Raw genomic sequence first — 20,822 nt, 5'->3', positions numbered from 1 at the left:
TCACCGCCGAAAACCTGGTGGCCAAGTACGGCCTCAGCCGTGAACAGCAGGATGCCTTCGCCGCCGAATCGCAGCTCAAAGCGGTGGCGGCTATCGAGGCTGGCCGTTTCGATGACGAAATCACCCCAATCGTGCTACCGCAGAAAAAGGGCGACCCAAAGGTGTTTGCCCGTGACGAACAACCACGCACGGACACCACCGCCGAATCCCTGGGCAAACTGCGCCCGGCGTTCAAGAAGGATGGCAGCGTCACCGCAGGCAATGCTTCCAGCCTGAATGACGGCGCCGCCGCCGTGCTGCTGATGAGTGCCAGCAAAGCCAAGGCGTTGGGCTTGCCGGTGCTGGCCAGGGTGGCAGCGTATGCAAGCGCCGGTGTAGACCCGGCGATCATGGGTATCGGCCCGGTTTCGGCCACCCAGCGCTGCCTGGACAAAGCCGGCTGGCAGTTGGCCGATCTGGACCTGATCGAAGCCAACGAAGCCTTTGCCGCGCAAGCGCTGGCCGTGGGCAAGGCACTGGAGTGGGATGCTTCGCGGGTCAACGTGAATGGCGGGGCGATTGCCCTCGGCCACCCGATTGGGGCGTCCGGGTGCCGGGTACTGGTGACCTTGCTGCACGAGATGATCAAGCGCGATGCCAGGAAAGGCCTGGCTACCCTGTGCATTGGCGGTGGCCAAGGGGTGGCTCTGGCGATCGAGCGTTGATCCCGGATTGATTTGAGCCGGCATTACAAGGGTTTTACGTAGCCTGCCCTGGCCACCCATGATCAAGCCGCGATGCGGTTCTGCTGCAGCTCCGCCGCCAGCGCCGCCACTTGCTGGCATTTCTGCACGGCCAACTCCACCGGGCTGCGCAGCAGCGAGCAGGAGGGCGCCAGCCACAGCCGCTCACCCAGGCGCTCGTGAGCATCACGCAGCAGGTTCAGGGTCGTTTGCCGGTCGCAAGGTGCGGCATCGGCGCCGTCGATCAGGCCCAGCGACAACACCTTGTAGGTCGGCAGGCGATCAAGGATGGTCGGGTACTGCTCAGGGGCCTGGACCAGGTCGATATGCAGGCCATCGACCGGCAGGTTGGCGGCCAGGCCGAGGTTGCCATCCAGGCCACCGGAGTAAGTGGCGATCAGCTTTTTCAGCGGAGCGCGCTGAAGAATGTTGTAGACGCGCTCGTAGGCGTTTTTCCAGTCCTGTGGCAGCGCCTGGGCGAGGATCGGCTCATCGATCTGCACCCATTCGACGCCCAGGGCAGCCAGGCGGTTGAGGGCCTGGTCATACACTGGCAGCAGGCGATCGAGCAGCTCCAGCTTGTCGCAGTCGCCGCCGTGGGTCTTGCCCAGCCACAGGTAGGTCAAAGGGCCGATCAGCACCGGCTTGACCGTATGACCAAGCGCCTTGGCTTGCTCCACTTCTTCGAAGAGATGCTCCCAGTTCACGGCAAACGGCTGATCCCCAGTGGCCAGCGCGTGATCGCCCCATGCCGTGTTGCCGAGTGACAGCAGCTCGATGCCGGCGTCTTTCTGCATCTGCCAGTGGCGCGCACGCAGCTCGAGGTCACCTTCGATATGTGGAAAGCCCAGGTTGTGTGCCAGTGCCATGTGTTGTCCCTTAGCCTGCATAAATGAATAAGAGAATTTTCCGGCGGATGGCCTTTTGAAACAAACTCATTAAATTTGAGATGAACTCAAGAATTTCTCATGATCATGTTTCAGGACCGGTACGGGCCTGTGTGTCTCATTCAGAGCACCACCCTGCGCATCCGGACATGACCTGACCCGTCTTCTGCCGCACAATGCCACCCTGACCAACCCAGGTGCCCGGCCCCATGAGCCTGCTGAAAACCGCGCTGCGCGAACAACACTTCGTCTGCGTCATGGAGTTCGTCCCCAAGCCTTCCGCAGAACGCTTCGCCGCCATGGAGGCGATCATGGCCCGTGCGCACCTGTGCGGCTGGCCGATGACCGTGGCCATTGGCGACCGTGTCGGCAGCCCGCTGGACATGTCGCCGCTCGACGCCCACGCCTCGTTCAGCAAGCCACTGCCGGTGCTGCCGCACTTTTCCGGCAAGGACCGCGAGCGCCAGCACCTGCTCGCGCAATTGCAACGCATGGACGCTGCCGGCCTTGACCAGCTATTGCTGCTCACGGGCGACCGCCTGCCCGGCCACCAGCCAGGCCAGCGGCCGGTACGCTATCTGGAGTCGGTCGCCGCACTGCAGATCGCCCGTCAGGCTTGCCCACACTGGTTGCTTGGCGCCGCGCTCAACCCGTTCAAGTACTGCGAAGAAGAAGGCGGCGCCCAGTATTTCAAGGCCGAGAAAAAACTGGCGGCGGGTGCCGACTTTCTCACCCTGCAACTGGGCTTCGATGCCGACAAGCATCAGGAAGCCATGCACTGGATGAACCGCCAGGCCTCGCCCAAGCCAATGCTCGCCTGCCTGATGAGCCTGACCCATGGGCGTGCGGCCATGCTCGACCACGTGGCGGGCGTGACCGTGTCGCCGTCCATGCGTGACATGCTCGAAGCCGAAGCGGCACAGTCCAAGGCGTTTACCCAGGCGCGCAGCGTCGACCGCCTGGCCTTGCAGATCATCGGTGTGAAGCTGATGGGCTACGCCGGGGTGCACTTGTCGGGAATTCATGAGCTCAAGCAATTGCTGGCCCTGGAGGCCCGCATCGAGCACTGGCAAACGCAGGTCCACACGCTGGAGCAGTGGGCACCCGCCTGGCACGAAAGCTGGCAGCTGCCCGGTCTGCCGGCAGTCAGTTTCCATCCGCCGCAGGCCGCATGGCGCGCGGGCGAGTCGCGGATCGATGCCTCATTCAAGGAGAAAGCGCGCTATCACCTCATGCATGGCATGCATTCACTGCTGTTCAGCCGCGGCAACGCCTTGAGCAAGGCTTTTGGTTGGGCGGTGAGCCAGCCACTATGGGCAACGCGCCTGGGCGCACAAGTGCTGCACAGTGTGGAGCGCAGCGTGAAGCGGCCGCTGCTGGGTTGTGACACCTGCGGCACCTGCCGCCTGGAAGATACCTTGTATATCTGTCCGGAATCCTGCCCCAAGGGCCTGGCCAACGGCCCCTGCGGGGGGACCGCGCTGAACCGCTGCGAGTTCGGCGACCGCGAGTGCATACACAGCATCAAGTACCGCACTGCCAAGGCGGTGCGGCAAACCGCCGTACTGACCGAGCGCCTGATCCCGTGCATCGAGGTCCAAACCCGCCACCGCAGCTCATGGCCGCAGTGGTTCGCAGCGCAGACGCCGCGCCGGATCAGCCCGCAGCCAACGCCTCGAACCCAGCCCGAATCATAGCTTCGGGCAGTTCGTCGGCAATGAATACCATGACGCTTTCGCGTGTTTCCCCTTCGGCCCATTCGGCGTCCCAGTCGAAGCCGTAGAGCTTGAGCACCCCCTGGAACACCAGCTTGCGGTCTTCGCCGGCAATATTCAGCACGCCTTTGTAGCGCAACAGCTGTTTGCCGTGGGTTTCCAGCAGCTCGTTCATGAACGCGCTGAGGCGGTCGATATCCAGCGCGGTTTCTGTGCGCAGCACCAGGGTAGAGATGCGGTCCGGGGTGGCAGGCTTGAGTACTGGGCGTAACGTGGGTTTCAGGTTCGCGCCCAGGTCGGGGTTGAGGTTGAAACCCCGCACATCCAGCAGCTCGGCCAGGTCGACGCGGCCGTGGTCGACGGTGCGAATAGCGGCCCTGCCATTGATACGCACCAGGCGCTCGCTCAGAGCTTCGACCGCAGCGGGCTCGACCAGGTCGGTCTTGCTAAGCAGCAAGCGATCGGCAAAGCCGACCTGGGCCTGGGCAATGGCCTGGGTCAGGTGCACCTCGGCATGAGCGGCATCGACCAGGGTGATGATACCGTCGAGGATATAGCGCTCACGCAGTTCCTCATCAATGAAAAAAGTCTGTGCCACCGGCGCCGGGTCGGCCAGGCCGGTGCATTCGATCACCAGGCGGTCGAAGGCGATTTCGCCGGCGTCCAGGCGTTCGAGCAGCAGGTACAAGGCGCGGGTCAGGTCGCCATGGATGCTGCAGCAGACGCAGCCGTTGGCCAGGGTCATCACCTGCACCGGCTCGTCGCCCAGCAGCTGGCTGTCGATGCCGGCCTCGCTGAATTCGTTTTCGATCACCGCGATCTTCAGGCCGTGCTCGGCCTTGAGCATGTGCTTGAGCAGGGTGGTCTTGCCGGCACCCAGGAAGCCGGTGAGTACGGTTACGGGAATAGGCGTCTGCACGCAGAACATCTCCTGTGCAGTGGGAATTTGGAAGGTGGCGCGATCCCTGTAGGAGCGGCCTTGTGTCGCGAAAGGGCCGCAAAGCGGCCCCGGCGATATTTGCTGCAAAGCTGGAAACCTGGGGCCGCTCCGCGGCCCTTTCGCGACACAAGGCCGCTCCTACAGGACCGCGCCAGCCCCCAGGTTCAGCAGCACTTGGGCCCGGACTTGCCACCGTATCGCGCTTCCTGACGTTCGCGGAAAAATTCCTCGTACGTCATGACCGGCTTGTCCGGGTGCGTCTTCTGCATGTGCTCGACGTAGTTGTCGTAGTCGGGCATGCCGACCATCAGGCGGGCTGCCTGCCCCAGGTATTTACCCAGTCGACCCAGGTCGTTGAACATAACTGCAGTCCTCTCGATTACGCGTCAGGCAACGCCTGGAACGGCGTTTCCTTGTCGGTACGCTCCTTGCGACCCCAGGCGGCGTAGCCAACCTTGAGGGCGAAGAACAGGATGCTGAAGACCACCAGCAAGAACAGGATGGTGAGGCCAGCGTTGGTGTAGGCGTTGAAAATCACGTGTTGCATCTGGCCGATGTCCTTGGCCGGGGCCAGCACCTGCCCGGCATCCAGCGCGGTGCTGTACTTGTTGGCCAGGGCCAGGAAACCAACTGCCGGGTTCGGGTCGAACAGCTTGATCAGGCCTGCGGCGGTGGTGCAGATCAGCAGCCAGACGGCCGGCAGCAGTGTGACCCAGATGTAGCGTTGACGCTTCATCTTGATCAGCACAACGGTGCCGAGCATCAAGGCGATACCCGCCAGCATCTGGTTGGAGATACCGAACAGCGGCCACAGGGTATTGATGCCGCCCAACGGGTCGATCACCCCTTGATACAACAGGTAGCCCCACATGGCCACGCAGCCAGCAGTGGCGAGCAGGTTTGCCCCCCACGATTCGGTGCGCTTGAGTGCAGGTACGAAGCTGCCCAGCAGGTCCTGCAGCATGAAGCGCCCGGCACGGGTCCCGGCGTCTACTGCGGTAAGGATGAACAGCGCCTCGAACAGGATCGCGAAGTGGTACCAGAAGGCCATGGTGTTTTCACCCGGCAGCACCTGGTGCAGGATTTGCGCGATACCCACCGCCAGGGTCGGCGCACCGCCGGCGCGAGCCAGCACGGTGTGCTCGCCGATATCGCGGGCAACCGCCTCCAGTTGCTCCGGCGTGATCAGGAAGCCCCAGCTGCTGACCGTCTGCGCCACCGACACGACATCGGCACCGACCACTGCAGCCGGGCTGTTCATGGCGAAGTACACACCCGGCTCGATCACCGAGGCGGCGACCATGGCCATGATGGCGACGAACGACTCCATCAACATGCCGCCGTAGCCGATGTAGCGGGCGTTGGTTTCGTTATCCAGCAGCTTGGGCGTGGTGCCCGAGGAGATCAGCGCGTGGAAACCGGACACCGCACCGCAAGCGATGGTGATGAACAGGAACGGGAACAAGGTGCCCTTCCACACCGGGCCGGTGCCGTCGGTGAACTGGGTCAGCGCCGGCATTTTCAGCTCGGGCGCGATGATCAGGATACCGATGGCCAGGCCGACGATGGTGCCGATTTTGAGGAAGGTCGACAGGTAGTCACGCGGTGCCAGCACCAGCCAGACCGGCAGCACAGCGGCGACGAAACCGTAACCCACCAGCATCCAGGTGATCTGCACCCCGGTGAAGGTGAACGCCGGGCCCCAGGTCGGATCCGCGGCAATCTGGCCCCCCAGCCAGATCGAGGTCAGCAGCAGGACAACACCGATAACCGAGATTTCGCCGATGCGGCCCGGGCGGATGTAGCGCATGTAGATGCCCATGAACATCGCGATCGGGATGGTCGCCATCACCGTGAACATGCCCCATGGGCTTTCGGCCAGGGCCTTGACCACGATCAGCGCCAGCACCGCGAGGATGATGATCATGATCAGGAAGCAGCCGAACAAGGCGATGGTGCCGGGAATGCGGCCCATCTCCTCGCGCACCATGTCGCCCAGCGAGCGGCCATTGCGGCGGGTAGACAGGAACAGGACCATGAAGTCCTGCACCGCACCGGCCAGTACCACGCCGGCAATCAGCCACAACGTGCCGGGCAGGTAGCCCATTTGCGCGGCAAGCACCGGGCCGACCAGCGGGCCGGCGCCAGCGATGGCGGCGAAGTGGTGACCGAAGAGGATGTGCTTGTTGGTCGGAACGTAGTCCAGGCCATCGTTGTTGAGCACCGCTGGGGTGGCTCGGCGAGGGTCGAGTTGCATCACCTTGGTGGCGATGAACAGGCTGTAGTAACGGTAGGCGACCAGGTAGATGGCCACCGAAGCGACCACGATCCACAAGGCATTGATCGCTTCACCACGACGCAGGGCGACAACACCCAGCGCGCAGGCTCCTATGACCGCCAGCGCCAGCCACGGGATGTGGCGTAGCAGGCTGTTATTGTTGTTCATGGCATGCTTCCAGCTAAGTGGTTGGAATAGACAGCTCCTTGAGTCTAGGGCCTGCTTGGCTGCTTTACCATATCGAATTGGCACTCACCCCCGGCCAGCGGCGCGCTCTAGAACGCTGCCGCCCGCATTCCCCGCGTTGTGCGGTTCCGACCATCTCCACCAACTACCTGACATTTCTGCCAGTTGTGAATGGCGGCGCGCACGCATTCAATGACCAGGGCTTCGGGTTGCCATCTGAGAAGTACCGCTTGCGAACAAGCACACAACCAATGTCCAGCAGTTTTCTGGGACTCGCTAAAGGGAAAGATCATGACGATTCGGAAACCGGCATCAGCCCCCATTACCCCCGCGCATGGATCAATAACCACGCCCAAGAGTCGAGCCACGTTCGCCGAGGAACGGGGCCAGATCGAAGGAAACCTTCACAATGGCATCGAAAGTGGCAAGTTTTTCCCCGAAACGAGCGGGGGAATAACCGACCCATACGCCAAAGACGATGTACCCAATATGGCGCCACCCGCCGATGGCAAAATTGCCAGCGGCGAAAGACCGGCTGCCGCATATCTGGACAAGACCGATATCGACTGGGACAAGCATGATGTGATCAGTGGCACGCCCCTTGAGTTTGTCTGGCAATTCAGTGCACGCCACAAATACCGTCGTTTCAACTATTTCATCACCAAAGACGGCTGGGATCACAGACAGCCGCTGGCCCGTGAACAGTTCGAATCCAAACCATTCAAGTCTTATCTCAATGAACGACAACCCTATTGGGGTTTCACGGACAATGAAATGTGGCCCGAGCAACCGACTGTTCACAAACTGCTCCTGCCTGAGCGCAAGGGTTATCACGTGCTGCTGGGTGTATGGGAAATTGCCGAAACCGACAAAGCCTTTTACCAAGTGGTGGATCTGAATTTCGTCGACAGGTGAAATCGAATGGGGCGGCTATTTTCATCAATGCTGCTTGCCGCTCATCATTCGTCAAACAAGGCCATGGCTGGTCTATAGTCAGTGCAACTGACGAGGGGCCCGCCATGACCACTTCCGCCGACGACCGCCGCCGTTTCCAGCGTATTGCCTTCGACGCCCCTACCGAGCTGCGCCAGGGCGATCGCCGCTGGCCGGTGAAACTGCTGGACCTTTCACTCAAAGGCTTGCTGGTCGAGCGACCCGCCCATTGGGACGCCGACCTGACTCAGGATTTCGACGCAGTCATCCACCTCGCCCTCGACACCCGCGTGCAGATGCAGGTGGAACTGCGCCATGAAGAAGCCACGCGTCTGGGCTTCATCTGCCTCTACATCGACATCGAATCGCTGACCCACCTGCACCGTCTTGTGGAATTGAACGTGGCTGACAGCACCGAAATGATGCGTGAGCTGCGCGAACTGATCGAATAATGAAATCTCTTAGCTAGCTAATAGCCTCCCCGCCTTGTGTTTCCTGTCTACCCAGACAGCTTTAAGCCTGGGTAGCAATGCTTTGTACACACCCCTCTAGTACAGCATTTGATGAGTTGGTACGCCTTCTGCATTGGGTTCTCGCACGTCTGGAGCGCCGCCTTGTGCGCGCTCCGATCAAAATATTGTATACAATTCTTGTGGCAATCATTTGTAGGAAGTGTCTACAGTAGCAACACAAAAATAAACAGAGAGCCTGCTCCATGACTACGTCCCCTAGCACGTCTCCCGCCCCGCGCCCCGAGGATGAAAACCTCGGCCTTGGAGCCAACCTGGCCTATGGTCTGCAGCATGTGCTGACCATGTATGGCGGGATCGTCGCGGTGCCCCTGATCCTGGGGCAGGCCGCAGGCCTGAATGGCGCCGAAATCGGCATGCTGATCGCCGCTTCGCTGTTTGCCGGTGGCCTGGCCACCCTGCTGCAAACCCTCGGCTTGCCGTTCTTCGGCTGTCAATTGCCGCTGGTGCAGGGCGTGTCCTTCGCCGGTGTGGCGACCATGGGCGCAATCCTCAGCAGCGAAGGCGGTGGTGGTCTGCCGGGCGTGCTCGGTGCGGTCATGGCAGCCTCGCTGATCGGCTTTCTGATCACCCCGGTGTTCTCACGCATCACCAAGTTCTTTCCGCCGCTGGTGACCGGTATCGTCATCACCATCATCGGCCTGACCCTGATGCCGGTTGCCGCGCGCTGGGTGATGGGTGGCAACAGCGCCTCGCCGGAGTTCGGCAGCATGGCCAACATCGGCCTGGCGGCGCTGACCTTCGCCATCGTGCTGCTGCTGAGCAAGCTGGGCAGCGCGACCATCTCGCGCCTGTCGATCCTGCTGGCCATGGTGGTCGGCACCTTGATCGCCTGGGCGCTGGGCATGACCGACTTCAGCAAGGTCGCCGAAGGGCCGATGTTCGCCTTCCCCACGCCGTTCCACTTCGGCATGCCGGAATTCCACATTGCCGCGATCCTGTCGATGTGCATCGTGATCATGGTGACCCTGGTGGAAACCTCGGCCGATATACTCGCCGTGGGTGAGATCATCGACACCAAGGTCGACTCCAAGCGCCTGGGCAACGGCCTGCGCGCCGACATGGCGTCGAGCATCCTGGCGCCGATCTTCGGTTCGTTCACCCAGAGCGCATTCGCCCAGAACGTTGGCCTGGTCGCCGTAACCGGGGTCAAGAGCCGCTACGTGGTAGCCACCGGTGGCGTGATCCTGGTGGTGCTCGGCCTGCTGCCAGTCATGGGCCGGGTCATCGCCGCCGTCCCTACCCCGGTACTGGGCGGCGCCGGCATCGTGCTGTTCGGCACCGTGGCGGCCAGTGGTATTCGCACCCTGTCCAAGGTCAGCTACAAGAACAACGTCAACCTGATCATCGTCGCGGCCTCGCTGGGCTTCGGCATGATCCCGATTGCCGCACCCAACTTCTATCACCACTTCCCGAACTGGTTCGAGACCATCTTCCACTCGGGCATCAGCTCGGCGGCGATCATGGCCATCCTGCTGAACCTGATCTTCAACCACTTCACCACCGGCAACTCGGAAAACCAGTCGGTGTTCGCTGCAGCCTACGAGCGCACCATCCAGTATTCGGACATTTCCGCGCTGCGTGACGGGGACTACTTCAAGGATGGCAAGCTGTTCGATGCCGAAGGCAATGAAGTGCCGATGCTGGAAATGGACGAGCATGGCAACGAGACAGTCAGGCGTGCGGCGGTTGCCGAACATTGACCGCTGACTGAGCGGTGAAGTGGAGGGGCCGACGCGCATCGTCGGCCCCTTTTTCGTTTGCCTGTCAGGCCCTATCGCCGACAAGCCAGCTCCCACAAGAACGCCACAGGTTCCGAATCCTGTGCAGTACCTGTGGGAGCTGGCTTGCCGGCGATAGGGCCCTGACAGGCCAAGGATCACTCGAACAATGCATCCAGCGCCTGTTCCAGCCGGGTCACGGCAATAACCTGCAACCCTGCCGGCGGATCTTTCGGCGCATTACCCTTGGGCACGATGGCCCGCTTGAAACCATGCTTGGCCGCCTCTTTAAGCCGCTCCTGGCCACTGGGCACCGGCCGCACCTCGCCCGACAGGCCGATCTCGCCAAACACCAGCAGGCCATGGGCCAATGGCCGATTGCGCAAGCTGGACATCACCGCCGCCAGCAGCGCCAGGTCCGAGGCCGTTTCCAGCACCTTCACCCCGCCCACCACGTTGAGGAACACGTCCTGGTCATGGGTGGGAATACCACCGTGACGGTGCAAAACCGCCAGCAACATGGCCAGGCGATTCTGGTCCAGGCCCAGGGTTACCCGACGCGGGTTGGCCAGGTGGCTGTCATCGACCAGCGCCTGCACCTCCACCAGCATCGGCCGGGTGCCCTCCCAGGTTGCCATCACCACACTGCCTGGCACTTCTTCCTGGGCCCGGTTGAGGAAGATCGCCGACGGGTTGGAGACCTCTTTCAGGCCCCGGTCGGTCATGCCGAACACGCCCAGCTCGTTGACTGCGCCAAAGCGGTTCTTCACCGCGCGCAACAGGCGCAGGCGGCCATCGGACTCACCTTCGAAATACAGCACGGTGTCGACCATGTGCTCAAGTACCCGCGGGCCGGCCAGCGAGCCTTCCTTGGTGACGTGACCGACCAGGAAAATCGCGGTACCGCTCTGCTTGGCGTAGCGCACCAGCAACGCCGTGCTCTCGCGCACCTGGGCCACACCGCCGGGGGCTGATTGCAACTGTTCGGTGAAAATGGTCTGGATCGAGTCGATCACCATCACCCGCGGCTTTTCCTGGCGGGCGGTGGCAATGATGGTTTCGATGCAGGTTTCGGTCATCACCTTGAGCTGGTCCTGGGGCAGGCCCAGGCGCCGCGAGCGCATGGCCACCTGCTGTTGCGACTCCTCACCGGTGACGTACAGCGCCGGCATGCCCACGGCGATGTTGCACAATGTCTGCAGCAGGATGGTCGACTTGCCGATACCGGGGTCGCCCCCAATCAGCACCACCGAGCCATCCACCAGGCCGCCACCCAGCACGCGATCCAGCTCGGTACTGCTGGTGGAGAAGCGCGGGATTTCCTCGACACTGACCTCGGCCAGGGTCTTGATCTGCGCCTGTTGCCCGGTCCAGCCGGCACGGCCGCTACTGGGCGCAGCGGCACCACCGCTTTCGATCATGGTCTCGACCAGGGTATTCCAGGCCCCGCATTCGCCGCACTGGCCGGCCCATTTGGGGAAGGTCGCGCCGCACTCGGTGCAGCCATACAAGCGCTTGGCCTTGGCCATGGGTGGGGTCTCCTGGAAAAAACCGCCATCATAGCCGAGCCGAGCGTGTCTCGAACGCCTCGGGATGCGACAAAACTATTCGTTGCAACCGCAGTCAGTAGCCCTGAACACCGCATGAAGCGTTTTAGTGGCTTACACTGCGTTAACCTTACCTTTTGTTACAAGGAACCCAACATGGGCATGATCAGTGAGTTCAAGGCCTTCGCGGTCAAAGGCAATGTCGTCGACATGGCGGTCGGTATCATCATCGGCGCGGCCTTCGGCAAGATCGTCTCGTCCTTCGTCGGTGATGTGGTCATGCCGCCACTGGGCCTGCTGATCGGTGGCGTGGACTTCAGCGACCTGGCCATTACCCTGAAGGCTGCCGAAGGCGACATCCCGGCGGTGGTGCTGGCTTATGGCAAGTTCATCCAGACCGTGATCGACTTCGTCATCGTGGCCTTTGCCATTTTCATGGGGGTCAAGGCAATCAACAGGCTCAAGCGTGAAGAGGCCGTGGCACCGAGTGCGCCGCCTGTGCCCTCCGCTGAAGAAACCTTGCTGACCGAAATTCGCGATTTGCTCAAGACGCAAAACCAGAACCGGTTGCCTTGAGACCGCTGGGGGGCGCTGAGCGCCCCCCATTATCACCAGTAGTTTTCCACCGCCACCTGGCCCGGCCGCTTGCTCAGGCTCAACTGCAGGTCACGCGCCTTCAACACCTTGCGCGTCTCGTCGATCATCTCCGGGTTGCCGCACAGCATCACCCGAGAATGCTCCGGCGAAAGCGCCAGCCCCGCCGCCTTCTCCAGCTCGCCATTCTCGATCAGTGTGGTAATACGCTGATTCAATGCCCCCGGGTGCTGTTCACGGGTCACCACCGGAATGAACTGCAACTTGCCGGCAAACTCGGCCAAGTAGTCGCGCTGCTCCAACCCGGCAATTTCAGCCACATAAGCCAGCTCTTTCGCTTCACGCACCGAGTACACCAGCTTGATGCTGTCAAAGCGCTCCCAGGCCTCGAAGTCCTGCAGGATCGACATAAATGGCGCAATGCCAGTACCGGTCGCCAGCAACCACAGGTCGCGGCCACCGACGAAGCGGTCGAGGGTAAGGAAGCCGAACGCCTGGCGATCGATCAACAAGGTGTCCCCTGCCCCCAGCCGGCTCAACTCACTGGTGAACTCCCCCCCTGGCACCACGATGGAGAAAAAGTCCAGGTGCTCGTCATGCGGCGCACTGACCATGGAATAGGCACGCCACACCACGCTGCCATCGGCCTTGGTCACGCCCAGCCGGGCAAACTGGCCGGAACGGAAGCGGAACCCGGCATCGCGCGTAACCCGCAGGCTGAAGAGGTTCGGCGTCAGGGGCTGAACATCGAGCAGGGTCTGCCGGGTGAATTTTTCGGCGCTGGCGGTCATAACGGGCTCCAAAGTTGACATGCGCACAGTGTCGCCCAAAGCGGCCTGGATAAAAACCATTGCTTTGTAGGGCCTCCGCCAGGGCGATCCTGCCGAAGTCGCAGAAAAACCTGATCGCTATAACAAAAAAAACCCAGCGATATGGTAGGTAGTTTCCTACAATCATGCGGGTACCCAAACGGATTGGGCCCAGCAACCTCCAGGAGTTTTACAGATGCTGCACTGGAAACCCGAGCATCTTCATGCGTTTGTAAGCGAACGCAGCCCCCGAAGGCTGTTCGATATCGCGGTGCATCTGGCGCAGGACCTTGGCATGGATTACCTGGGGCTGAACATTCGCATTCAGATCGCCACGCAAACCCCTCGGGTCTACCTTTACAGCAACTACCCGGACGAGTGGATACAGCGCTATCAGCGCGATGAGTTCTACAAGCAAGACGCGGCCGCCAACGTGAGCCACAGTTCTACCCTGCCGGTACTGTGGACCGACGAGCTCTATAGTGAGGCCCCGCATTATCGCGAGGCAGCCTGCAAGCATGGCCTGCGCCATGGCTGGACGCAGTCCTTGCACGATCTGCAGCACAACGAAAGCCAGATCAGCGTGGCCAGGCCCGCCGTCAATATCGACATCAATGAGCTCTATGACAAAGCCGGCAGTGTGCAGTGGCTTTGCCATACCCTGCATGCGGTGCTTGGCGAACACCACCTCAATGCCCTGTGCCCGCCACAACCTAAAATGAGCGAGCGCGAGCTGGAAGTACTGAGATGGTCGGCCGCCGGCAAGACCGCCGCCGACGTGGCCTGCATCCTGTCGCTGTCGCAGAGCACGGTCAACTTCCACATCCGCAGTGTTATCACCAAGACCAACGCCGCCAACAAGGCTGGCGCCATCGCCATCGCCGCCCTGCGCGGCTGGATCTGACCGGCAATCCTGCGACCTTGGGCAAAGCCCTGTAGAATCGCCCGGCAAAGCCCGGGGCGAACCGCAACGGGCAGTTTCGTACCCGAGCCAGACGCCATGCCCCTGTTGACCACCCCCTACGCCGCACTCGACCTGATCCGCCAGCCGGAGCAGGCCAACGACCCGCTACAGGCCTTCGATGCCGCCGACGAGTACCTGCTTGCGCAGTTGCACGCGCAGAAGCCTGCGGCTGACTGCCGGGTGCTGGTGCTCAATGACAGCTTTGGCGCCGTGGCTGCCAGCCTGGCGGGGCATATGCAGGTAGTTGGCAGCGGCGACTCGCACCTGGCGCACCTGGCGCTGGAAAAGAACCTGGTACGCAATGGCCTGGCGTTCGACAGCGTGCCGTTCGTGCCGGCCAGCGAGCAATGGCAAGGCCCGTTCGACCGGGTGCTGGTGCGCGTGCCCAAGACTCTGGCGCTGCTGGAAGAACAGCTGATCCGCCTGCAGGGCCACCTGGCCCCCGGCGCACAGGTAATTGCCGGAGCAATGATCAAGCACCTGCCACGCGCCGCTGGCGACCTGATGGAGAAGTACATCGGCCCGGTACAGGCTTCACTGGCCGAGAAAAAGGCCCGCTTGCTGACCGCGACAGTAGCCGAACGGCCCGTCGCACGCTCTCCCTACCCTAGCCGCTACCGCCTTGACGTGCCGGCGCTGGAGCTGGAGCTGGAGCTGCTCAATCACGCCAACGTGTTCTGCCGTGAAGGCCTTGATATCGGCACTCGGGCATTCCTGCCGCACCTGCCTCGCGACCTCGGCCGTGCGCGGGTGGCGGACCTGGGTTGTGGCAACGGCGTGCTGGCGATTGCCAGTGCCCTGGCCAACCCGGACGCCCAGTACACCCTGGTCGACGAGTCTTACATGGCAGTGCAATCGGCGCGCGAGAACTGGCAAGCCGCGCTGGGCGAGCGCCCGGCAAGCTTCGAGGCAGCCGATGGGTTGGCAGGGGTGGAAAAACAGTCGCTGGACGTGGTGCTGTGCAACCCGCCGTTCCACCAGCAGCAGGTGGTGGGCGATTTTCTCGCCTGGCGCATGTTCCAGCAGGCGCGCGAAGCGCTGGTGGTGGGTGGGGCGCTGTATATCGTCGGCAACCGGCACCTGGGCTATCACAGCAAGCTGGCGCGGTTGTTCCGAGGGGTGGAGCAGGTTGCCGCCACGCCCAAGTTCGTGATCCTCAAGGCCCGCAAGTAAACGTCAGGGGGCGCACAGCGCCCCCCCGCCTTTCAATGGGTGGTCAACCCCGCAGCCCCCATGAACAGGCGCATCACCCAGGCCGCCACACCTAGCGCCGCCACGCTCAACGCCCAGATCAGCACCAGCCAGCCCAGCCGCTGCCACAGCGGTTTTTTCTCTTCAAGACCATGCTTGCCCGTCATCATGAGGAACTCCTAGTGATAACCGTCTTCATGGGTGACCTTGCCGCGGAACACGTAGTAGCTCCAGAACGTGTAGCCCAGGATGAACGGCAGGATGAACAGCGTACCCACCAGCATGAAGCCCTGGCTTTGCGGTGGCGCCGCGGCCTCCCAGATCGAGATCGACGGCGGGATGATGTTCGGCCACAGGCTGATGCCCAGCCCGCTGTAGCCAAGGAAAATCAGCACCAGGGTGAGCAGGAACGGCGTGTAGTGCGCATTGCGCGCCACCGCCTTGAGCAAGCCGTAGAAGGTCACCAGCACCAGCAGCGGCACCGGCATGAACCAAAGCAGGTTAGGCATGCTGAACCAGCGGTCGGCGATCTGCGGATAAGCGATCGGCGTCCACAGGCTGACGATGCCGATCACCACCAGCAGCACCAGCGCCAGCGGCCGGGCAATGTCATGCATCTTGCGCTGCAATGGCCCTTCGGTCTTCATGATCAGCCAGGTGCACCCCAACAGGGTGTAGGCAACGATCAGCCCCAACCCGCTGAACAGGCTGAACGGCGTGAGCCAGTCGAGGGTACCACCGGCGAAATGCCGGTCGACCACCTTGAAGCCCTCCAGGAAGGCGCCCAGGGCCACACCCTGGAAAAAGGTGGCGACCAGCGAGCCGCCGATGAACGCCTTGTCCCATAGATGCCGCTTGTCAGCCTTGGCCTTGAAGCGGAACTCGAAGGCCACACCGCGGAAGATCAGGCCGATAAGCATCAGGATCAGCGGCAGATACAACGCTTCGAGCACCACCGAGTAGGCCATGGGGAAGGCACCGAACAGGCCGGCACCGCCTAGCACCAGCCAGGTTTCGTTGCCGTCCCACACGGGGGCGACGGTGTTCATCATCACATCGCGGTCATGCTCGTCCTTGACGAACGGGAAGAGCATGCCGATGCCCAGGTCGAAACCGTCCATCACCACGTACATCATGACGCCGAAGATGATGATCACGGCCCAGATCAGCGGAAGGTCGATACCCATGGCTCAGTTCCCCTTGCTCAGGCTGGCGGAGTTGGCCTCACGGCCATCATCGGCGGCGGACAGCGGCCGCGCCGGCGTGCGTTTCTGGCCAGGGCCACCGGGGTTCGGCTCATCGCCCTCGCCGGTCTGCGGCCCTTTGCGCACCAGCCGCATCATGTAGCCAAGGCCGGTACCGAACAGGGCGAAGTAGACCACCACGAAGGCCACCAGGGTGAAGCCAAGCTGGGCGTAGCTGTGGTTGGACACACCGTCTGCAGTGCGCATCAGGCCATAGACCACCCAGGGCTGGCGGCCGATTTCGGTGGTGAACCACCCGGCCAGCAACGCGATCAGCCCGGAAGGCCCCATCCACAGCGCCACATGCAGGAAAGGGCGCGAGGTGTAGAGCGTGCCGCGCTTGCGCAGCCACAGGCTCCACAGGCCAACGAAGATCATCAGGAAACCGAGCCCGACCATGATCCGGAACGACCAGAACACAATGGTCGAGTTGGGCCGGTCCTCGGGCGGGAATTCCTTCATGGCCGGGACCTGCTGGTCCAGGCTGTGGGTCAGGATCAGGCTGCCGAGCGCCGGGATCTCGACCTTGAAGCGCGTGGTTTCGGCCTTCATGTCGGGGATGCCGAACAGGATCAGCGGGGTCGGTTCACCGGGCACGTTCTCCCAGTGGCCTTCGATCGCGGCAATTTTTACCGGTTGGTGCTTGAGCGTGTTGAGGCCGTGGAAATCGCCGATCACCGCCTGGACAGGGGCGACCACCAACGCCATCCACATGGCCATCGACAGCATCTTGCGCACGGCCGGGTTATCACGCCCGCGCAGCAGGTGCCAGGCCGCCGAGGCACCGACGAAGAACGCGGTGGAGACGAATGCGGCAGTGGCCATGTGCATCAGACGGTAGGGGAACGAGGGGTTGAAGATCACCGCCAGCCAGTCCACCGGCACCACACGGCCATCGATGATCTCGTGGCCTTGCGGGGTCTGCATCCAGCTGTTGGAGGCCAGGATCCAGAAGGTCGAAACCAAGGTGCCAAGCGCCACCATCAGCGTGGAGAAGAAGTGCAGGCCACGGCCGACGCGGTTCCAGCCAAACAGCATGACACCGAGGAAACCAGCCTCCAGGAAGAAGGCAGTCAGGACTTCGTAGGTGAGCAGCGGGCCGGTGACAGCACCGGCGAAGTCGGAAAACCGGCTCCAGTTGGTACCGAACTGGTAGGCCATGACCAGCCCGGAGACCACGCCCATGCCGAAGTTGACGGCGAAGATCTTCGACCAGAAATGATAGAGGTCACGGTAGACCTGGTTGTGGGTCCGCAGCCATAGGCCTTCGAGGACCGCCAGGTAGCTCGCCAGGCCGATGGTGATGGCCGGGAACAGGATGTGGAACGACACGGTAAAGGCAAACTGCATTCGGGCGAGCTCTAAGGCCTCTATTCCGAACATGGTGCTTCCTCTTCAGATAATCCGGCGTTCGGGCTTGTGGCCCGGTCGCCCACTGCCCCCACGGTAGTCGAGTGTGGCGCGTTGGAATTGTTCTGTTCGATCGCAGGGATTCCGGCCCGAAGGCCAATTCGTCAACAGAACGTTGCAAAAGCAACGGTTGATGCAGATCAACGAATGCTAGGAAGCATAGTCCCGAATGGCCTGACGGGCGGTGTGGTTGTTTGCCGCGTGACCGGTTGTCCCACCCCCTTCCGAAGCGCGTCAAAAGGTGCCGACTCAGGCAAACAGTAACTGTTTGTTACAAACAGATGATACGCTGCGCACCCCCTCTACTGCGCCGAGGCCCATGGTTTCCGATGTCCGATCCCGCACCGCAGTTGTTGCGCCACCACCGTCCTTTCCTGGCCTTCTGGCTGGCCCGCGTGTTCACCGCCAGCGGCTTCCAGATGCTCACCGTGGCCATTGGCTGGCACCTCTACCAGCTGACCGGCAGCGTGCTGGACCTGGGCCTGGTCGGCCTGGTCGAGTTTGCGCCCCGAGTGCTGTTCATGCTGCACACCGGGCATGTCGCCGACCGCTATGACCGGCGCAAGATCGCTGCCCTGTGCCAGAGCCTGCAGGGGCTGATAGCCCTGGCGCTGGCCGTGGGCAGCGCCACCGACAACGTCAGCCGCGAGCTGATCTTTGCCCTGGCCTTCCTGCTGGGCGCCACGCGCTCGTTCGAAATGCCGGCTACCCAGGCGCTATTGCCCAACGTGGTGCCGCCCGGGCTGTTCCCGCGGGCCGTGGCGGCTTCGGCGTCGGCCACCCAGTCGGCAACCATCGTGGCGCCGGCGGTGGGCGGCTTTCTGTATGCCTTTGGCAGCATCTGGGTGTATGGCCCCACGGTGGCCCTGTACGCCATCGCCTGCGTGCTCACCCTGAGCCTGCAGGCCCGCGGCCAGGTCATGCAGCGCGGGCGGGCCAGCATCGAGTCACTGCTGGCCGGCATCCGCTTCATCCGCAGCCGGCCCGACATTCTCGGCGCCATTTCCCTGGACCTGTTCGCCGTACTGCTGGGTGGGGCCACTGCGCTGCTTCCGGTGTTTGCCAAGGACATCCTGCTGACCGGCCCGCTGGGCCTAGGCCTGTTGCGCTCGGCGCCAGCGGTAGGCGCGTTGCTGATGTCGGTGTGGCTGGCGCGCTTCCCGTTCGAACGGAATGTGGGGCGGACCATGTTCACTGCGGTCGGAATATTCGGCGTGGCGACTATTGCCTTTGGCCTGTCGACCTCGTTCTGGTTTTCGCTCGCGGTGCTGGTGGTGCTGGGCGCGGCAGACATGATCAGCATGGTCATCCGCAGTTCCTTCGTGCAGTTGGAAACACCGGATGAAATGCGCGGGCGGGTGAGCGCGGTCAATGGTTTGTTCATCGGTGCCTCGAACCAGCTCGGCGAGTTCGAATCGGGCGTTACCGCGCACTGGTTTGGCACAGTGCCGGCGGTGGTGATGGGGGGCGTGGGCACCCTGGTGGTGACCGGGGTGTGGATAAAGTTGTTCCCCACACTGGCGGGACGCGACCAATTGCACAGCAGGCCAGCGGGATAAGCGCCGGGGCGCTTGGCGCAGCCAGGGTGTGAGGCTACAGCATGAGGGTCAGCTGGCGCTCATACCCGGTCCTGGCACGGTAGCCGTTACCGCTGTCCAGCCAGCCTGTGGCGCGATACAGCGCGAGGGCGGCGAGGTTGTCCGGGTGCACCGACAACTGCAGGCGGTCGACATCCGGCCACAAGGCGCGAACGTGTCCGGGGAGTGCGCGCATGCATGCACTGCCCAGGCCAAGCCCCTGAAAACGCTGGTCCACCTGCAGCGCGTTGACAATTGCGGCACCTGGCTGGGCCCACGCGGGGAGAAACGCACCACGCTGAAGCAGTAGAAACACGCGAGGCATCTCGTCCAGCAATAGCACCAGCCCGCGGGTGTCGTCGCTGCGCGCATTCAGCAGGCTATACAACGCGGTTGCAATATCCCCTGCGTAATACTGCTGATCGAGGGGTAACTGCAAGGTGTCGAGGCAATCGCGCTGTCGCTCGCTCAACTGCTCATAGTCCACTAACTGCATGACCACTTCCTTCAAATGCTGCCCAGCTTGTCAGTGAATCGCTACCGCCATTAACGCCTGGCAATCATGCTGGTATGATGCGCGGCTTTTTCCGCCCCAGATTAAACCACGGCAACCGGTACGGTCTGTGCTTTGCTGATGGGGTCGATATATTCATGGCGCCCGGGGGCGCCTTGGGAGCGGGCATGCTGGAAAGGCTGTTTCAACTAAGAGCACACAACACCAATGTGCGCACCGAGATTCTCGCGGGCGTCACCACCTTCCTGGCCATGGCCTATATCTTGTTCGTCAACCCGAGCATTCTCGGCGAGACCGGCATGGACAAAGGCGCGATCTTCGTCGCCACCTGCCTGGCAGCGGCCATTGGCTCCACCACCATGGGCCTGATCGCCAACTACCCGATCGCCCTGGCGCCGGGCATGGGCCTGAACGCGTTCTTCACCTACACCGTGGTGCTGCACATGGGCCACACCTGGCAGGTAGCGCTGGGCGCGGTATTCCTGTCGGCGGTGATGTTCTTCCTGCTGTCGATCTTCCGCATCCGCGAATGGATCGTGAACAGCATCCCGCTACCGCTGCGCTCGGCGATCGCTGCCGGCATCGGCCTGTTCCTGGCGCTGATCGCGCTGCACAATGCCGGTATCGTCGTCGATAACCCGGCTACCCTGGTGGGCCTGGGCGACCTCAAGCAGCCAGCGCCTATCCTCGCCACCCTGGGCTTCTTCCTGATCGTCGGCCTGGAGTCGCTGAAAGTGCGTGGCGCGGTGCTGATCGGCATCCTGGCGGTGACCATCGCCTCGATCGTGATGGGCGTGACGCCGTTCGCCGGTGTTGTCTCCATGCCGCCATCGCTGGCCCCCACCTTCCTGCAACTGGATATTGCCGGCGCGCTGGACGTGGGCCTGGTCAGCGTGATCTTCGCCTTCCTGTTCGTCGACCTGTTCGACAACTCCGGTACCCTGATCGGCGTGGCCAAGCGCGCCGGCCTGATGGGCAAGGACGGCCACATGCCGAAGATGGGCCGCGCCCTGATTGCCGACAGCACCGCAGCCATGGCCGGCTCGTTGCTGGGCACCTC

20 protein-coding genes are annotated in these 20,822 nt (G+C 62.5%); 10 read left to right on the top strand and 10 right to left on the bottom strand.

From position 1 onward, the window contains the following. On the top strand, positions 1–704 hold a 704-nt coding region (locus tag HP546_RS10295), incomplete at its 5' end, for an acetyl-CoA C-acyltransferase (protein ID WP_172224036.1). 62 nt (positions 705–766) lie between these two features. Here HP546_RS10295 and HP546_RS10290 read toward each other — a convergent pair. After that, on the bottom strand, positions 767–1,591 hold the full coding sequence (locus tag HP546_RS10290) for a 5-methyltetrahydropteroyltriglutamate--homocysteine methyltransferase (protein ID WP_172224031.1): 825 nt from the start codon (positions 1,589–1,591) through the stop codon (positions 767–769). 227 nt (positions 1,592–1,818) lie between these two features. On the opposite strand from HP546_RS10290, the gene HP546_RS10285 reads away from it, so the two are divergent. Beyond that, a complete protein-coding gene (locus HP546_RS10285; RefSeq protein WP_172224026.1) occupies positions 1,819–3,306 on the top strand; it encodes a methylenetetrahydrofolate reductase C-terminal domain-containing protein in 1,488 nt (495 codons plus the stop codon). Here HP546_RS10285 and yjiA read toward each other — a convergent pair. From yjiA to HP546_RS10270, 3 genes are all read right to left on the bottom strand, one after another. Continuing rightward, entirely contained in the window at positions 3,266–4,243 is a 978-nt protein-coding gene (gene yjiA, locus HP546_RS10280) for a GTPase (RefSeq protein ID WP_172224022.1), read from the bottom strand. The two genes, HP546_RS10285 and yjiA, sit on opposite strands and share 41 nt — an antisense overlap. 185 nt (positions 4,244–4,428) lie before the next feature. Beyond that, complete coding sequence (locus HP546_RS10275) at positions 4,429–4,626, bottom strand: YbdD/YjiX family protein (protein WP_016713459.1); 198 nt, start codon at positions 4,624–4,626, stop codon at positions 4,429–4,431. A 17-nt stretch (positions 4,627–4,643) separates the two neighbouring features. Then, positions 4,644–6,710, bottom strand: coding sequence for a carbon starvation CstA family protein (locus HP546_RS10270; protein WP_172224019.1), 2,067 nt, complete (start codon positions 6,708–6,710; stop codon positions 4,644–4,646). A gap of 309 nt (positions 6,711–7,019) precedes the next feature. Between HP546_RS10270 and HP546_RS10265 the strand changes: the two genes are divergently transcribed. The 3 genes from HP546_RS10265 to HP546_RS10255 all read left to right on the top strand — a co-directional run bounded on the left by HP546_RS10265 (position 7,020) and on the right by HP546_RS10255 (position 9,894). Continuing rightward, a complete protein-coding gene (locus HP546_RS10265) occupies positions 7,020–7,643 on the top strand; it encodes a lytic polysaccharide monooxygenase auxiliary activity family 9 protein (protein ID WP_172224014.1) in 624 nt (207 codons plus the stop codon). A gap of 104 nt (positions 7,644–7,747) precedes the next feature. Then, positions 7,748–8,113 (top strand): PilZ domain-containing protein, encoded by a 366-nt coding sequence (locus HP546_RS10260; protein ID WP_172224009.1) that lies wholly within the window; start codon positions 7,748–7,750, stop codon positions 8,111–8,113. 263 nt (positions 8,114–8,376) lie between these two features. After that, the gene (locus HP546_RS10255; protein WP_172223992.1) at positions 8,377–9,894 is read left to right on the top strand and encodes a nucleobase:cation symporter-2 family protein; all 1,518 of its coding nucleotides are present in this window, start codon (positions 8,377–8,379) and stop codon (positions 9,892–9,894) included. Between the two features lie 176 nt (positions 9,895–10,070). Here the strand turns inward: HP546_RS10255 and radA are convergent, their stop codons facing one another. Next, on the bottom strand, positions 10,071–11,441 hold the full coding sequence (radA, locus tag HP546_RS10250; RefSeq protein ID WP_172223987.1) for a DNA repair protein RadA: 1,371 nt from the start codon (positions 11,439–11,441) through the stop codon (positions 10,071–10,073). 174 nt (positions 11,442–11,615) lie between these two features. On the opposite strand from radA, the gene mscL reads away from it, so the two are divergent. Continuing rightward, positions 11,616–12,035 carry a large-conductance mechanosensitive channel protein MscL gene (gene mscL / locus HP546_RS10245; RefSeq protein ID WP_027595230.1) on the top strand — a complete coding sequence of 140 codons (420 nt, stop codon included), beginning with the start codon at positions 11,616–11,618 and terminating at the stop codon, positions 12,033–12,035. A gap of 32 nt (positions 12,036–12,067) precedes the next feature. Here mscL and HP546_RS10240 read toward each other — a convergent pair whose 3' ends face one another. Beyond that, entirely contained in the window at positions 12,068–12,844 is a 777-nt protein-coding gene (locus HP546_RS10240) for a ferredoxin--NADP reductase (RefSeq protein ID WP_172223984.1), read from the bottom strand. Between the two features lie 214 nt (positions 12,845–13,058). Between HP546_RS10240 and HP546_RS10235 the strand changes: the two genes are divergently transcribed. Next, positions 13,059–13,766, top strand: coding sequence for an autoinducer binding domain-containing protein (locus tag HP546_RS10235; protein ID WP_172223979.1), 708 nt, complete (start codon positions 13,059–13,061; stop codon positions 13,764–13,766). A gap of 96 nt (positions 13,767–13,862) precedes the next feature. Further along, entirely contained in the window at positions 13,863–14,999 is a 1,137-nt protein-coding gene (locus HP546_RS10230; RefSeq protein WP_172223975.1) for a methyltransferase, read from the top strand. A gap of 32 nt (positions 15,000–15,031) precedes the next feature. Here HP546_RS10230 and HP546_RS10225 read toward each other — a convergent pair whose 3' ends face one another. Genes HP546_RS10225 through HP546_RS10215 form a run of 3 tightly spaced genes read right to left on the bottom strand, consistent with a single transcriptional unit; the run spans position 15,032 to position 17,644 of the window. After that, positions 15,032–15,187, bottom strand: coding sequence for a DUF2474 domain-containing protein (locus tag HP546_RS10225; protein ID WP_009682264.1), 156 nt, complete (start codon positions 15,185–15,187; stop codon positions 15,032–15,034). Positions 15,188–15,196: 9 nt separating this feature from the next. Next, positions 15,197–16,204 carry a cytochrome d ubiquinol oxidase subunit II gene (cydB, locus tag HP546_RS10220; RefSeq protein WP_172223972.1) on the bottom strand — a complete coding sequence of 336 codons (1,008 nt, stop codon included), beginning with the start codon at positions 16,202–16,204 and terminating at the stop codon, positions 15,197–15,199. A 3-nt stretch (positions 16,205–16,207) separates the two neighbouring features. Then, entirely contained in the window at positions 16,208–17,644 is a 1,437-nt protein-coding gene (locus HP546_RS10215) for a cytochrome ubiquinol oxidase subunit I (protein ID WP_172223969.1), read from the bottom strand. Between the two features lie 356 nt (positions 17,645–18,000). Between HP546_RS10215 and HP546_RS10210 the strand changes: the two genes are divergently transcribed. Continuing rightward, on the top strand, positions 18,001–19,230 hold the full coding sequence (locus HP546_RS10210; RefSeq protein WP_172223966.1) for an MFS transporter: 1,230 nt from the start codon (positions 18,001–18,003) through the stop codon (positions 19,228–19,230). Positions 19,231–19,264: 34 nt separating this feature from the next. On the opposite strand, the gene HP546_RS10205 is transcribed toward HP546_RS10210, so the two are convergent. Then, complete coding sequence (locus tag HP546_RS10205; protein WP_172223964.1) at positions 19,265–19,744, bottom strand: N-acetyltransferase; 480 nt, start codon at positions 19,742–19,744, stop codon at positions 19,265–19,267. A gap of 185 nt (positions 19,745–19,929) precedes the next feature. Between HP546_RS10205 and HP546_RS10200 the strand changes: the two genes are divergently transcribed. Continuing rightward, a partial coding sequence (locus HP546_RS10200) for an NCS2 family permease (protein WP_172223961.1) occupies positions 19,930–20,822 on the top strand: 893 nt, incomplete at its 3' end.

It is taken from the genome of Pseudomonas sp. CM25 (genome assembly GCF_013179705.1).
Taxonomy (GTDB): domain Bacteria; phylum Pseudomonadota; class Gammaproteobacteria; order Pseudomonadales; family Pseudomonadaceae; genus Aquipseudomonas.
Note: the sequence above shows the minus strand (reverse complement) of the source record. Positions and strands in the feature narration are given on the sequence as shown.

Coding starts and splice junctions, on each gene's coding strand:
- HP546_RS10275 (WP_016713459.1), bottom strand. CDS start 4,626: ATGTTCAACGACCTGGGTCGACTGGGTAAATACCTGGGGCAGGCAGCC.
- HP546_RS10230 (WP_172223975.1), top strand. CDS start 13,863: ATGCCCCTGTTGACCACCCCCTACGCCGCACTCGACCTGATCCGCCAG.
- HP546_RS10210 (WP_172223966.1), top strand. CDS start 18,001: ATGTCCGATCCCGCACCGCAGTTGTTGCGCCACCACCGTCCTTTCCTG.
- cydB (WP_172223972.1), bottom strand. CDS start 16,204: ATGGGTATCGACCTTCCGCTGATCTGGGCCGTGATCATCATCTTCGGC.
- HP546_RS10225 (WP_009682264.1), bottom strand. CDS start 15,187: ATGATGACGGGCAAGCATGGTCTTGAAGAGAAAAAACCGCTGTGGCAG.
- HP546_RS10240 (WP_172223984.1), bottom strand. CDS start 12,844: ATGACCGCCAGCGCCGAAAAATTCACCCGGCAGACCCTGCTCGATGTT.
- HP546_RS10235 (WP_172223979.1), top strand. CDS start 13,059: ATGCTGCACTGGAAACCCGAGCATCTTCATGCGTTTGTAAGCGAACGC.
- HP546_RS10290 (WP_172224031.1), bottom strand. CDS start 1,591: ATGGCACTGGCACACAACCTGGGCTTTCCACATATCGAAGGTGACCTC.
- HP546_RS10205 (WP_172223964.1), bottom strand. CDS start 19,744: ATGCAGTTAGTGGACTATGAGCAGTTGAGCGAGCGACAGCGCGATTGC.
- mscL (WP_027595230.1), top strand. CDS start 11,616: ATGGGCATGATCAGTGAGTTCAAGGCCTTCGCGGTCAAAGGCAATGTC.
- HP546_RS10270 (WP_172224019.1), bottom strand. CDS start 6,710: ATGAACAACAATAACAGCCTGCTACGCCACATCCCGTGGCTGGCGCTG.
- HP546_RS10265 (WP_172224014.1), top strand. CDS start 7,020: ATGACGATTCGGAAACCGGCATCAGCCCCCATTACCCCCGCGCATGGA.
- HP546_RS10215 (WP_172223969.1), bottom strand. CDS start 17,644: ATGTTCGGAATAGAGGCCTTAGAGCTCGCCCGAATGCAGTTTGCCTTT.
- HP546_RS10285 (WP_172224026.1), top strand. CDS start 1,819: ATGAGCCTGCTGAAAACCGCGCTGCGCGAACAACACTTCGTCTGCGTC.
- radA (WP_172223987.1), bottom strand. CDS start 11,441: ATGGCCAAGGCCAAGCGCTTGTATGGCTGCACCGAGTGCGGCGCGACC.
- HP546_RS10260 (WP_172224009.1), top strand. CDS start 7,748: ATGACCACTTCCGCCGACGACCGCCGCCGTTTCCAGCGTATTGCCTTC.
- HP546_RS10255 (WP_172223992.1), top strand. CDS start 8,377: ATGACTACGTCCCCTAGCACGTCTCCCGCCCCGCGCCCCGAGGATGAA.